General features: G+C 46.8%; 12 protein-coding genes. All 12 read left to right on the forward strand.

Annotation, left to right across the window (positions count from 1 at the left end; genetic code table 11):
- The first annotated feature begins 6 nt into the window (after window positions 1–6).
- A complete protein-coding gene (locus HCN83_RS10110; protein ID WP_168006900.1) occupies window positions 7–423 on the forward strand; it encodes a hypothetical protein in 417 nt (138 codons plus the stop codon).
- Window positions 424–434: 11 nt separating this feature from the next.
- Complete coding sequence (locus HCN83_RS10115; protein ID WP_168006902.1) at window positions 435–941, forward strand: phage major tail protein, TP901-1 family; 507 nt, start codon at window positions 435–437, stop codon at window positions 939–941.
- A gap of 78 nt (window positions 942–1,019) precedes the next feature.
- A complete protein-coding gene (locus tag HCN83_RS10120) occupies window positions 1,020–1,415 on the forward strand; it encodes a tail assembly chaperone (protein WP_168006904.1) in 396 nt (131 codons plus the stop codon).
- A 116-nt stretch (window positions 1,416–1,531) separates the two neighbouring features.
- Window positions 1,532–1,753 (forward strand): hypothetical protein, encoded by a 222-nt coding sequence (locus tag HCN83_RS10125; RefSeq protein ID WP_168006906.1) that lies wholly within the window; start codon window positions 1,532–1,534, stop codon window positions 1,751–1,753.
- Between the two features lie 30 nt (window positions 1,754–1,783).
- Window positions 1,784–6,388 carry a phage tail tape measure protein gene (locus tag HCN83_RS10130; RefSeq protein ID WP_168006908.1) on the forward strand — a complete coding sequence of 1,535 codons (4,605 nt, stop codon included), beginning with the start codon at window positions 1,784–1,786 and terminating at the stop codon, window positions 6,386–6,388.
- A complete protein-coding gene (locus tag HCN83_RS10135; protein ID WP_168006910.1) occupies window positions 6,388–7,236 on the forward strand; it encodes a phage distal tail protein in 849 nt (282 codons plus the stop codon). The genes HCN83_RS10130 and HCN83_RS10135 overlap by 1 nt, the downstream gene beginning before the upstream one ends.
- Window positions 7,237–7,284: 48 nt before the next feature.
- A complete protein-coding gene (locus HCN83_RS10140) occupies window positions 7,285–7,773 on the forward strand; it encodes a hypothetical protein (protein ID WP_168006912.1) in 489 nt (162 codons plus the stop codon).
- A 2-nt stretch (window positions 7,774–7,775) separates the two neighbouring features.
- On the forward strand, window positions 7,776–7,958 hold the full coding sequence (locus tag HCN83_RS10145; RefSeq protein ID WP_168006914.1) for a hypothetical protein: 183 nt from the start codon (window positions 7,776–7,778) through the stop codon (window positions 7,956–7,958).
- A gap of 52 nt (window positions 7,959–8,010) precedes the next feature.
- On the forward strand, window positions 8,011–9,162 hold the full coding sequence (locus HCN83_RS10150; protein WP_168006916.1) for a hypothetical protein: 1,152 nt from the start codon (window positions 8,011–8,013) through the stop codon (window positions 9,160–9,162).
- Window positions 9,162–13,607: a Gp37-like protein gene (locus HCN83_RS10155; protein ID WP_168006918.1), complete on the forward strand. Its 4,446-nt coding sequence runs from the start codon at window positions 9,162–9,164 to the stop codon at window positions 13,605–13,607. Before HCN83_RS10150 ends, HCN83_RS10155 begins: the two co-directional genes overlap by 1 nt.
- Window positions 13,604–14,038, forward strand: coding sequence for a DUF1617 family protein (locus HCN83_RS10160; protein WP_246238185.1), 435 nt, complete (start codon window positions 13,604–13,606; stop codon window positions 14,036–14,038). The genes HCN83_RS10155 and HCN83_RS10160 overlap by 4 nt, the downstream gene beginning before the upstream one ends.
- A complete protein-coding gene (locus HCN83_RS10165; RefSeq protein WP_168006920.1) occupies window positions 14,031–14,270 on the forward strand; it encodes a hypothetical protein in 240 nt (79 codons plus the stop codon). The genes HCN83_RS10160 and HCN83_RS10165 overlap by 8 nt, the downstream gene beginning before the upstream one ends.
- Window positions 14,271–14,281: the final 11 nt, after the last annotated feature.

Here is a 14,281-nt window from a genome sequence, read left to right on the forward strand (position 1 = left end):
GAGTAGGTGGGGAACAAGCAGTATCCACAATTACAGTTGTTTAATGCAGTATATCTCGCTTCCTTAAATCTTGGTTATGATACGTATGATTATCTGCCTGCCGATGATGCAGCTTACCCTTTTGTGTATGTAGGAGAAACCTTCTCTTACGATGAACGCACAAAAGGGTTTTTATATGGGCGTGTTGCTCAAACGGTCCATATATACGGTGTACAGCGGACGCCAGACCAGCGAGAGGGTATGACGAAACTGGAGTTTTCCTCGATGATGGGGGACTTGAAAAAAGAAATGCGGCAGATTAAAGAAACTGCCAATTTTAAGTGGCGATTAAATCAAGAAATAAATGATCAAATGCTTCCGGATACAACGACAAATATTAGGCTGTTTCACGGAATTATTGAATCAGAATACACATTTAATTAGGAGGGCTTTACATGCCAGAACAATATGAAATGGTTGACGGTAAGCACAAGATTTTACTTTTTAGAAAGTACGGAAATAATAGTGAAGCTGCTAAACTCGTTTTCCAGACAGAGCACACGTTTGAATATAACCGGGACATTGACCGGATTGAAACGAAAGATGGGACGGTTATTAAAGTGGGAGAGCTTGAAACAAATGTTGACATTAACGCTGTCCAGGCTAAAGATGATCCGGTAGGTGATATGCTGCGTCAATCTGTTATTGAGGGGGAAAAGCTTGAGCTTTGGGAAGTGACAGTGGACCCAAAGAAAGAAGAAGACGGCAAATATCCAGCAATCTACACACAAGGCTACCTAGAATCATGGAGTGATCCGGCTGGCATTGACGAGCCTGAGATCACCGGCACCTTCAATGTAGAGATGCAACCCCAGTTTGGTATGGCGACTCTAACTGAAGCACAACAGGAAGCCGTACAGTATGAGTTCAGAGATACCACAGCAGAAGAAGCAGGAGAATAATCAATTAAAGGAGAGGGGTTCCCTCTCCTTTAACTATTTAGTTCAATAATAAATCACATTGAAAAAGGATGAGTATACATGAAAGAGATCACAATTAACGGGAAAACTTATGAGCTCAATTATGGAATGGAGTTTCTTAAGCGCATGGATCAGCGACATAAAGTAGAAAACAACGGACTGTCATTTGGTGTAGGGACCACCATTGCTGGAGTACAACTGCAGCAAAACAATCCTACTATTCTTCAAGACATTGTAGAATGTGGTCTTCATAACGTAAAAAAGGATAAACCAGCCTCGGATCAGATTGAAGAAACCATTGTGCAGATGTTTGAAGAGGCTGAGGACCCGGAGAAGATTTTCACTGATTTTTTGGAAACCTTCAAGAAGCAGCCGCTGTTGAAGGCTCAAATGAAGCGTCAGGAAGAAAACGCAAAGAAAGCACAGCAGCAACAATTGAAAGAGATGAACGCTTAACTTACGAGCAAATCTACGTTTCTTGCCTTCGCTACTATCCAAACATGACAGATAGCGAATTTGATTGCATGACATTAGGGCGGTACAAGGGACGAATGAAGGCGATGCAATTCCGAATGGCAGACGAAGAACGGTTGTTACATTTGCAATCGTGGACGAATCAAACGGTCCAGGCAACAGTCGGAAAAGGAAAGAAACAGAAGCCTAAGTTTAAGAGCTTTAAAGAATTCTATGATCACGAAAAACGGCTTAGAGAGATCGATGATTCCAAAGACAATACGCAAAAGAAACGAAAGCAACGCTTAGCTGAGATAGCTAGACGTTTGAATAGTGAATAATAAACGTCCTCGGACAGAGAGGAGGAAGAAATGGCACAGTCTTATTCTATTGAAGCTGTCTTGAGTGCTAATAGTTCCGGTATGATCGGTGCTTTCAATGATGCTGCTAATGCTGCGGCCCAACTTCAACAGTCACTAGGAAACTTCAATTCAGAGGGCTTCAATCAAGCTGCTCGAGATATGGAGGCAGCTGGACGGAATCTTCAGCAAATAGGTAGAGAAGGTATGGCGGTCGGCAGAGGCTTTACTAAATACGTGACGCTGCCTTTAGTTGGGTTAGGCGCTGCAGCTATTAAAACGGGTGGAGATTTCGAAGCAGCAATGAGTAGGGTCGGAGCATTGTCGGGTGCTTCAGCAAACGAAATGGAAATGCTTGAAGCGAGAGCACGTGACATGGGCTCCACTACTCAATTTAGTTCATCTGAAGCGGCATCTGGTTTAGAGTTTATGGCTCTAGCTGGTTGGGATGCTAATCAAAGTGCCACGGCGCTAGAAGATGTGCTTAACTTAGCGGCGGCCGGTCAGATTGATTTAGGTACGGCATCTGATATTGCAACGGATACCATGTCAGCATTCTCAATGACAGCAGAAGAAGCGGGACGTACAGCTGATGTCATGGCTTATGCTCAGGGGAATGCAAACCTCTCTGTTGAACAGTTAGGCGAAGCGATGAAAAAAGCAGCACCAGCTGCAGCAGCAGTCGGAATGGACCTCGAGGAAACGACAGCAGTTCTTGGTCTATTTGCCGACCAGGGTGTAAAAGGTTCAATGGCTGGTACAACGCTACAAGCCATGCTACGAGATTTGATCGCAGCTGCTGAAGGTGGCACGATTGCTATTGGGGACACATCCGTTGCCTTGTATGATGCTGAAGGAAATATGCGTAGTTTCGGTGACATCATGACGGATATCGAAGCTGCCACTCAAGGAATGACCACTGAGCAACGAAATAACGCAATGGCCTCTATTTTTCAGGCTCAATCGTTGCGAGGCATGAATATGGTCCTTAATGCAGGTGCTGACGAACTAACTGATTTTGAAGATGAACTACGTAACTCTGCAGGCGCCGCTGAAACAATGGCTGCTGTTATGAATGACAATCTTTGGGGTGCCTTGCGCATATTAGGATCAGCACTCAGTGAACTTGGAATTCAAATATTTCAAATCTTAGAACCGGCATTACGTGCAGGAGTTGCACTGATGACCGGTTTTGTTGTTGTCCTTCAAGACGTTCCGACTCCAATAAAAGTAATAGTATTAGCGCTAGCTTCACTAGCTGCAGCGATCGGTCCAGTTATGGTAGCTATTTTCGGTTTAGTGGCAGCTTATGGTACTTGGCTTGTTTTTTCTGCTCGTATTATTGCACAGGGTGGGTTGATGGCTACAGTTTTAATTAGGTTGAATACTGTCATAGCAACCACTATAGCCATTGTTAAAGGTGCAGGGGCAGCGCTATTAGCCTTTGCTACTGGTCCAGTAGGGATAACCATAGCAGTAATAGCAGCCTTGGCTGGATTATTCTACTTGGTCTATCAACGCAGCGAAATGGTACAAAATGCGGTGGCTACCGTTGGTGCAGCTTTTGCAACTTTTGGTGGCTATGTGCGTTCCTTTGCTCAGATGATTCATCATGCAATTGAGCAGGGAGATAATTGGGTAGATCAGGTGTATCATTTCCCGGAACCATTACAAGGTTTGATGCTGGCAATTTATCAAACGGTTTCAGCGGTACGTAACTTTGTAGTTTGGTTGCTTGACATAGAGGCACGACTGAAAGACGTCAGCAATATGTTAGGGACGACAAAAGAGGCTTTTGATGAGATCGTCACACCAGCAGTGCAGGCATTTTTTGCACGTATGGTGGATTTAGCTACAGATATATGGAGCTGGTTTATTGAGGTAACAGCCACAGCGAGAGAGTTAGCAGGGTCGTTTTTAGCTATGGCGATTCCAACTGTCCTTGATTTTTTTCAACAGCTCGGTGAATTTGCTCTGTATGTGTGGGAAAACTTTGACTTTCTTATGGTAACCGGCGCAGCCCTTGCAGCTATGCTACTCGGTGTACCTGCTCCGATTGTAGGGATTGTGGCAGCTTTAACACACTTGGTTATGCAGACCGATATCGTCAATGACATCATTAAAGTGTTTAAAGGCGAAATGGAGTTTTCGGAAGCCATTGATAATATGGTGGAAATGGCGCTCGCCTGGATCGAAAACTTAACGGAAATGGCGATTGCCGGCATCGAAAAAGGTGCGGAAATGGTTGTTGGTTTGATCGAAGGGGTCGCAGAAAAATTGCCGGAATGGATCGAAACGGCGAGTGACATTGTTATTTCGTTTATCGAGACGATCGCAGAAAATTTACCCGGCATCATCGAATCAGGTACCCAGGCGATGACCTCTCTGATCGACGGGATTGTGGAAGCCTTACCGCAGCTGACGGAAATTGCAGTAACGGTGATCACAACGTACATTGAAATGTTGGCGCAAAATTTACCAGTCGTTTTAGAAGCGGGTATCTCGATTTTAACCACATTGATCGAAGGAATCGCAGAAGCGATGCCGCAAATTATTGAAGCAGCGGTAGGTGTGATCGAATTACTCGTACAGACGATTGCGACGTTAATTCCTCTTATCCTTGAAACAGGGATTACTTTACTTGTAGCTATTGTAGATGGAATCATCCAAAATTTACCAATGATTATTGAGGCGGGAATTGAAGCAGTCGATGCATTGTTAAATGCGATCCTCACGGCTCTCCCCCTCATCATTGACGCTGGGATACAGCTTTTACTAGCTGTTGTGCAAGGATTGACAGAAATGCTGCCTGCTTTGCTAGAAGCTGCGATCATGATCGTTATGGCTCTGGTCGACGCATTGATTGATTCATTGCCCATTATTATTGAATCTGGAATTTCCATTTTACTAGCATTAATTGAAGGGATTATCCAAATTGTTCCAGAACTAATTATGGCAGCCTTATTGATTGTTGAAACGCTCGTTACCGCTTTAATTGAGCTGATTCCAGCGTTGATTGAAGCAGGAATAGAATTACTCATAGCCCTCGGTGATGCTTTGATCGAAAGTGCTCCGATGATGTTAGAGGCAGCTGTATCCATAATGGATGCACTCGCTCAAGGAATCCTCGATTTACTGCCTGTACTTTTAGAAGCAGGTATAGATATTGTTGTTGCAATTTTAGAAGGAATTTACAGCATGATGGTAGCTATAGGTGAAATAGCTATAGAAATTATTTCAGCTTTAGGTCGAGGCATAGCTAGTGTAGCTGATGATCTATTTGGGTGGGGGAAAGATATGGTCACGGAATTTATTTCTGGGATCGGCGAAATGGCTACGGATATTGTCGAAGTCGGAAAAGGGATTGTGTCCGGACTTATCTCTGGAATTGGTGGCGCAGCTAGTGATTTATGGAGTGCTGGCTTAGATTTAGGTAGTGACATTATTTCCAGCGTTGGTTCTGCGATTGGTTACAACTCCCCAGCTCGTGAAATGATGCCGATTGGAGAAGGTACGGTAGAGGGCATGATCGTAGGTATGCAGCATATGCACGGCGCGATCACAAATGCCATGCAGAGTATTGCTGATGTCGTGACAAGCGGAGCTCAGGTAGTTATAACCTCCTTTACTTCCACATTCGAGGGAGCCGTTACTGCGGTCACTTCTTCGATGTCTACCGTGCAAAATGAGATCAGTAATGCCATGTCTGCCATCGGTTCTGTCATTTCTTCTGGCTTTCAATTAGTAACTTCTATCATTTCAAATGCCGGATTAACCATTGTCAATGTGATCCAAACCAGCTTTACGCAAGCCGTTTCGTTTGTTACTTCTTCCACATCGAATATTTTACAGGTCGTCACCTCTACTTTTTCTAATGTGACAAGCACAATTTCCAGCGCTACTACACAGGCAGTTAGCGTTCTTTCGAGTGGGTTGCAGACGGCAGTTTCCACCGTGATGTCTTCCGGCAGTAATATTGTCCAGTCGATTTCCAGCACGTTTACCCAATTTACCTCCACCGTCCAATCAGGGATGCGTAATGCAGTATCCATTGTCCGTAATATGATGGGCAACATGGTCAGTGCCGTCACCAGTTTTACCAGCAATATGGTGAGCGCTGGGGCATCCGTGGTTAATGGATTGGCACGAGGGATTTCTAACCGGGCAAGTTCCGCCGTCAGTGCAGCCCGAAACATGGCAAGCAGTGTAGCGAGTGCCGCACAGAGTGCATTACGGATTAACTCTCCAAGTAAACTCTTCGAGGACTTCGGGGAGTGGGTGTCGGAAGGTATGGGACTCGGAATACTAGATAAGGTTGCTTACGCAGTAAATGCGGCGAAATCCCTGGCTGATGGGGTCACGAATGCATTTGATCCTCAGTTAGCAGTGCCTGATGTGGATGTGGCAGGGCAGATACGTGATATCAATGATATGGCTCAAAAACAAATGCAGCATTCTGTAGGAGTAAAAGACAGCGGTTCTGCTTCCACACAAACGAACCAGACGAATAACACGGAGCAACACTTTCATTTCCACCAGCCGGATATTTCTCCTAGTGAAGCGGCTCGTAGGTTTAAACAAACACAAAGGCAACTTGCCATGGAGGCTGGATTTTAATGCAATATAACCTGGAGTATACAAACGAACTAAATCAATCAATTACGTTCGGAGGGGATAATTTTAAGGTTATCTTTTTCGAGGGTTTCGGCAATTTAGATGCAGATGTACAAACACAGAGATCCCCCTACCAAGATGGGGGATCACGAAAAGGGGTGGTCTTAGAACAAAGACCGTTGTATATTGAATTTTTATTGCAGGGGGAGTCTTGGGAAGACTTATCTTCTCAAAGACAGCTGGTATCCAGAGTATTTAACCCTAAAATACCCGGCAAATACACTCTTTCTTACGGAGAAAAAACGTTTGAAATCGAAGGATCCCCGGAGAGTGTACCGTATTTTGGACAAGAGGCAACAAACCACCTGCAAGAAGTTTCCGTTAGCGTGATCGCCCCCGACCCCTACTGGCGCGACCCGATCGAAGTCAGCCGGGCACTAAGAGCCTTTGAAGGGACGTTTCAGTTTCCGCTGCGCTTTCCGCTTCGTTTCGGACAGAGAGGGGATTCAGAAACGTTTGACAATACGGGCGACGTTGCCGCTCCGGTCAAAATCGATATTCAAGGTCCTGTCGAAGTGCCGCAGCTGTTTAATCAGACCACCGGCGAGTTTATCCGCGTCAATATTAACTTACGTGGCGGGGATATTCTGCACATTGATACGGATGAAAACCATAAGCGTGTCGAGATTTACCGGAGAGGTAATGTGATCCGCGCATTTGGCTTTTTGGATCGACGCTCTGATCTTTGGAAGCTGGCTCCTGGTGAAAATGTGATCCGCTATAGTGCAGACAGAGGACAGCGAGAAAGTATTGTTACGATAAGCTATCAAAATAGATATGTTGGGGTTTAAGGAAGGATTTGGATTGCTTTCTGTCGAAAAGTAGGGCAGGAGGCGGTTATGAATTTAAGTAGGTTGAGCACAAATCATCTAGCGATAAAGATCTCATATAAACGATTAGAGGAAGCAGTAGAGAATAGAGACGAAGAAGCTGTGTTCATCTCCTTATCGGAACTGCTTTTATGGATTATTACTACCGAAGAATGGCATAAGAAATATAACCGATCTGTGTATTTTAAGGAACGGAAAGAAAAAGGGTGCATCTCCCTTATGAAAGGGATAAGGCACGCTTATAATGCAGCAAAACACGATATGGAGCTCTTAAAATTTACGACCACTCAGGGTGGGTTCAGTTTCCCAATGGAATTCCCTATGGAATTTGGAAGAGTTAAAGTGATCTGGGAAAAGTCTGATGTATACAACAAATTTAGCTATGAAGAGCAATTAAAAGGTTATCAAAAATGCTTAGAAGGAAAAGAAATTATGGCTACACTAACGGAAATAATAGAATTTTTGAATAAACAGCGAATCTATCGAGAGGGGCGGTGACGATGGAAAAGCAATTGATAGACCTCCATCGAGAACTCAAAGACATTGAAGATAGATACAATATCGTTTTCGTTTCCGACAACTATCATAAACCGATGGTTATTATAGATAGAACCTCAGGAAAGTCATATTACTATGAGACAGAAGCTTTTGAAATCGACATAGCTTCTAATCAAGAAGAATAGCTTCAAACTAAGCACCCATAGCGGTGCTTTTTCTTATGAAAGGAGTGACACCATGACAGAAAAATACCGCTTTTTTGATCCAACCGAGGATGATCCGAGAGACTACTCGGCAGACGACTTTGCCAGGCGTTATAAGCTCATCCTTTCCAACGGCTTCTTTTATGGTTTAGGCATCTCCACAAACAACAGCATGACCGTCACGGTGGAAGAAGGAGCTGCCTTTTTGGAGGGATACGACTACGAAAATACGAGCGAGCTAGACCTTACGCATGACAGCGCCGACAGCTCCCAGGATCGGATCGATCGGATTGTGATCCGTTTAGATCGGCGCATAGAATACCGAGATATACGGGCATTTGTCAAGAAAGGATCTCCAGCCTCCACACCAAGCCCGCCAAGCCTGACCCGGGATGACTACATTTGGGAAATCTCTGTGGCGCAGGTACGCATCCTTGCCGGGAAATCCTTCATTGAATCGTCCGAAATAACAGATGAACGTGGGAATTATGAAGTCTGTGGACGCGTCGGGTTAGCAAGAGAAGTCAATGATCAGATCACGTCTGTGGATGTGACAGAAGTTGACTCCTACCCGTCTGAATACGGCGAAGGGGTCATGTCTTTCCGCATGTCCGGTAATGAGACGCCGGGACTTTTCCAGGAATGGCTGAACTCTATTGGCATTTCTCCGTCTGACTACGGCAGGAACATGAGCCAACTGCGGGCACACGTCTTTACGCAGTCCAACCGCAATGATACGGGTGTCCAGACGATCACGATTTATGATTGGGCACGCGCACAGGACTATCAGATTTATGGCAAGTTTAGCCGGGCTGCTAACGCTTTGGATAACCCGCTTTGGGGCACCTGGCACGAGGAAGTCTTGGTATATGATCGAGGCTCCGATGAGCAAGGAAGCTGGGTACGTTACACAGACGGCACCATGGAATGTTGGTTTGAAGATTTGGAAGTGACTCAAGTCCGTGTATCAGCCACAGGGGGCACACTGTGGGAGTATAAGACGTTTAACTTTCCACAGCCGTTTGATAGTATCCCCGTGGTGACGCCGCTCACGCGCCGCGAAGCGAGTGTACAATGGGCAGGTTTGCGGGCATCCACCACCAGTTCCTGTGAGATTTATATTTTCTCCACTTCAGAGGACGGGTCAGGGTATCTCGGATACCATGCTAAGGGGAGATGGCGCTAATGATTGCAATACGCGTCTATACGCAAGATGTCGAATGGCTGCATGAGACCAGCCGTTTTTTGTCGTTGCAACTCGCCTTAGAGTTTTTCGAAACAGGAGAATTTGAGCTGCATATCAATCAGTACACGGAAGGCATCGAACATTTTCGAAAAGGGCACCTGCTGGTCTTTGATAAAGAAGGCAGGAAAGCCGGGATCATCCGGCACGTGGAACATGCGCTGGATCAGGACGGCAAAATATCGGAAAACCTCGTGATCAAAGGTGTCACGCTGGACGGCGTGATGGATCAACGGAAGACGGTACCACCGGAACATACGTCCCATGACAGGCGTTCTGGGGATGCGGAGACGGTGATGAAGCATTACGTGGAAAACCACTTCGTGAATCCTGTTGATCCCGCCCGGAAAGTGCCGCATCTGGAAGTCGCACCGAATCGCAACCGTGGCGAACACGTCAGCTGGGAATCCCGGAACCGCAATGTCTCCGACGAGTTAGAGAATATTTCTAAGACGGCTGGCTTAGGCTGGATGGTCACGGTGGATGTGGTGCGTCGCGTCTGGGTGTTTGATGTGTTCGAGCGAAAGGATTTAAGCGAGTTTAACGAGGCTGGTCATCCTCCTGTCTTTTTTAGCCCAGACTTCCACACCGTGCAGTCGCAATCCTTCGTGGAGAGTGATACGGACTATAAAAACGTCGCGTATGTCGGTGGGCAAGGTGAAGGTGTGGACCGTCTTATTATCGAGATTGGCGAAGCTGAGGGCTGGGATCGCTACGAAACGTTTGTCGATGCAAGAGACGTGGGCGGAGAGGACGAAGACGGCGAGGAGCTGACCGAGGAAGAAGAACGAGAGCTGCTTACGACTCGTGGCAAACGCCGGTTAGAGGAGCTGGAAGCACAGCTGTTTTTAGAGGCACAGATCCTCACGCCGGTGACTCGGATCGATCCGACTTCCGGAAAAACCATCGTCGAAACGCCGTTTGAATACGAAGAAGATTTCCGTTTAGGAGATATCGTACAAGTCTATAACAAGTCCTGGGGTGTCACGATGCGGGCACCAATTACTGGCTTTACTGAAATCCACGAAGGAGACGGCTTCACCCTGGAAGCAACCTTTGGCGAGAAACGGCCAACGCTTATTAGTAAGATCCGGCGTAAGTTTCAGGAGCTTGAAGGCGTGGACTACCAGGAGGCACCGGTCCGGTTTGCACGGATTGAAGCAGAGCGAGCGCGCCAGGATGCTTATGCAGGTCTAACGGAAGAAGAGCGCCGCCGCTTGGAACAGGCACAACAAAACCTGGACCGTGCCTTTGAAGAGGCCGAGCGTCGAGGAAATGAAGCGAAAGATTACGCCTTTGAACAGGATGGCTACCGGCAGGAGGAAACGAAAGATTACGCCGATGAGCGGGATGAAGGGGTAGAGAACCGGTCCCGTGACTATGCCGATGAAAAAGCCCGTGATGCCCGAGATGAAGCCCGTCATTATACAGATGAGGAAATTGACAGCACGCGGCAGGATCTCCTGGAGGATATCGCAAGGAAAGCAGAGCTTGAGTATGTGGATGGCCAGCTGCAGCTTAAAGCAGATCAGCAAGCGTATGACGATCTGGCTGCAGAAGTGGCAGAGAAAGCCGGTCTACAATACGTAGATGGCCAACTGCAGTTAAAGGCCAGTCAGTCTGCATTGGATGAGGCTATTAGCGATATCGCAGATAAGGCTGATCTGGAGTATGTAGATGGTCGCCTGGTCGATAAGGCTAACGTTGGGGATGTCTACACCCGTGAATACCTGGACAACGCGTTTGAGAACGTCGTAGGCATCACGGAATATGAAACGGACATGGAAGGTATCGTAACGGATCTTACCAATCAGGAGAGCCGGATCAGTCAAACGGAATCGGATATTCTGCTGCGCGTTACTGCCGAAACATTTGATCAGACAACCGGGCAGCTGGAGGAGGATCTGGGCAGCCTGACTACGCGAGTCAGTTCTGCAGAGACAGAGATCAATCAAAATGCCGAGGCTATTACCCTGCGAGCAACTAAAGAGGATCTGGAAAGCGTAGAAAATGAGCTTGGCACCGTCAGCAACTCTGTCTCTTCCTTGGAATCAGAAATCAGTGTCATGGCCGATGAGATCGCCCTCCGCGTGACAAGAGAAGATTATGAGGCAGACCAGGACGATATTGTGAATCGCCTTAGCTCAGCCGAGTCTGAAATCACTCAAAACGCGGATCAAATTCAATTGAGAGTCGAGCGAACGGAGTTTGAAAATCTGCAAATTGGTGGGCGAAATCTTGCGGTTGATAGTAAAGAAAGAGAAGTTACTGCTAGAAATAACGGTAATGCTTCGGACAACTTTAACTATTTGACTCTAAGGCATATTGAACCAGATGCTGGCCAAGAATATCTTATTCATGGTGAAGTGGAATTTACAGAAGGGGAAGACGACGTAATTACTATACTGGCGAGACTTGAGAATGGAAACGGCTCTCAAACAATAGGAGACATTCCTATAGAGGATGGACGGATTCAGGCGTCCTATACTGCACGAGAAGGTGAAGGGCGGCTCTACCTTTATGCAGGTAGATCGGGAGACACGCGTGGAAAGGGAGTTATTTTCAGAAAGTTAAAACTCGAAAAAGGAAACAAAGCCACTGATTGGACGCCTGCTCCGGAAGACATAGACGAAGAGATTGAGGGAGTTAAATCCCGCCTTTCTACTGCAGAAACAAGCATTACACAAAATGCAGAAGAAATTTCCTTGAAAGCCTCTCAGTCTTCTGTAGATGATCTGGACAGCGAGATCAGCAGCATCAATTCTGAGCTCTCTGTTCAAGCAGATGAAATTGCCGCGCGTGTTACCCGTCAGGATTACGACGCGGATCAGGAAGGTATTGTGCAACGCTTTGAAAGTAATGAATCCTCTATCTCTGCTAATGCTGATGCTATTGAGCTACGGGTAGAAAAGGAAACCTTTGATGCCTTAGAGGGCAGAGTCTCCAGTGCGGAAACGTCTATCTCTCAGAACGCCGAGGCCATTTCCCTGCGAGCAACAAAAACTGAAGTGGATAGCATAGAGGGCCGGATGAGCAGTGCGGAATCTGAGCTGTCGGTCCAGGCTGATCAAATTGATTTGCGCGTAGAGAAAGACGGTGTGATTGGTGCCATTAATCTTAGCTCGGAGTCCGCTATTATTGACGTTGCCAAGCTTAACATTACGGGTGACGTAGAGATTGAAAACGGCGAACTGAAAGTCACCCATTTATCAGCGGCCACGGGCACATTCTCTGGAGAGCTTACCGGTGCTTCCGGAACCTTTTCGGGATCCCTTTCTGCAGCTACTGGTGAATTCCGAGGAGACATGACGGCCGGGACCATTGATATTGATACGGATCTGAAAGTAGGAAACACCATTTATCTTGGTGATCCAAGCTTTGAAGATGACCGGTTTATCATGTTTGAAGATATCTCGTACATTGCTGGTGGTAATGGAAACTTGGAGCTATTTGGCCGAGATCTAAAACTGAACGCAGGACGAGACGTGGTATTTGATGCAGACCGGAGCATTGTGTTCTTCAGTCCGTTGGATGTGCGTGTGCATAGTCGCCTTTATCCGGACGACATTATCACCAACGAAATTCAGGTCTTTGCAGGTTCGGATAACGGCTTGTTCTTGGAGCACGATGGAGGCACACAGTCAGAAGTAGGAACCCTGGGCGGCAGCGGCCGGGAACTGATGTGGATCCGATCTGACAAAGCTTCCTTTTCGGAAGGGGCAGCGATTTATCTCTATACCAATGCTGACAGCAGTAGCTTTGCCGGAGAACTGCAGCTATACGCAAAGGGCAATCGACGCGCACGAATTGGAGAAACATTCTGGCTTCAAGGGGCAGATGGTTTTACTGGCGGTTTAGAAATCGGAGACCGTGGCCATATGCTTAGCATGCGCGGAACTCGTATGACAAACTATGCAGAAGCAACTGGTGCCAATAACTTTGCCTGGGAGGTTCGCTTAGATACTAACGGCAGCTATAGCACCGCTATTAACGTGCATAACAATGGGAACTTCCGTGTCTACAACGATCTGCAGGTAGACGGGAATAAGAACGCCGTTGTCAAAACCGCCGATTATGGCCGCCGGAAGATGTACGCCCTGGAGACGCCGGACAGCCGCTTTATGGATGTCATTGATATCACCCTGGATAACGGTGTGCATACGGTCAATTTATGCAGCATGTTTGCCCAGACAATCAGTGATTATCTGGTATTGCCTATTCCACAAGGGCAGGCAGCTGTGAAGGTGTTGGACGCTGATAGCATATCGTTCCAGGTAGAAGTAGAGACGGCTGAACCGGTCCGGATCGGCTTCATAATCTACGGGAAGCGACTTGGTTATGAACATGAATATATGGATGAAGTAATAGAGGAGGACGACGTAGCATGATGGTAGTCGAAATTAAAAACAGTATGTTAGAGCAGGCCCAGCGCCTGCTTTTTGATTTGAAATTAAAGGGGAAGGATTCCCGGCACCGTACCAAGTTTATCCGTAAGCTGCAGGAGCAGCGGGAGGAGGTGGCTGAGCAGGAACGGGAGCTCCTGAAAGAACACGCTCACTTAGATGAGAACGAACAGCCAAAGACAAAGGAAGCAGAAGGCGGGCAGATCTGGGACCTGAAAGATCCGGCTGCCTTTGTGAAAGACAAGCGGGAACTGTACGGGGAAAAGCTAGTCCTGGACAGCCGAAATGATCAAGACATGCTTCAAACGGTTGGCGAGGTCTTACTCCATTGTGAGAAAGAGTTTAGCGGCCAGGAAGCGATTGTGTATGACTATCTGTGTGACCAATTTGAACAGGAGGGAACCGATCATGAGTAACATTCAGATTAGCAGCATTAACACTCGTTTTAGTGGAGGAGAAATCAGCGGCGTTGACGTGCGGTTTGGTTTTAAAGGACTGGATGGCCGTGTGGATTCCAGTACCCGTATTGAGATGACTCCGGAAGAGTATCAAGGGAATGAGCCGATAGATAAGCTGCAGGCAAAAGTAGCCAGTATGATGGTGGAGGCGCTGCAGGAAAGCCCACAGGATGAAGAAGAAACAGGATAATCGGGAGCGTC

The organism is Alkalicoccus luteus (genome assembly GCF_012034335.1).
Classification (GTDB): domain Bacteria; phylum Bacillota; class Bacilli; order Bacillales; family Salisediminibacteriaceae; genus Alkalicoccus; species Alkalicoccus luteus_A.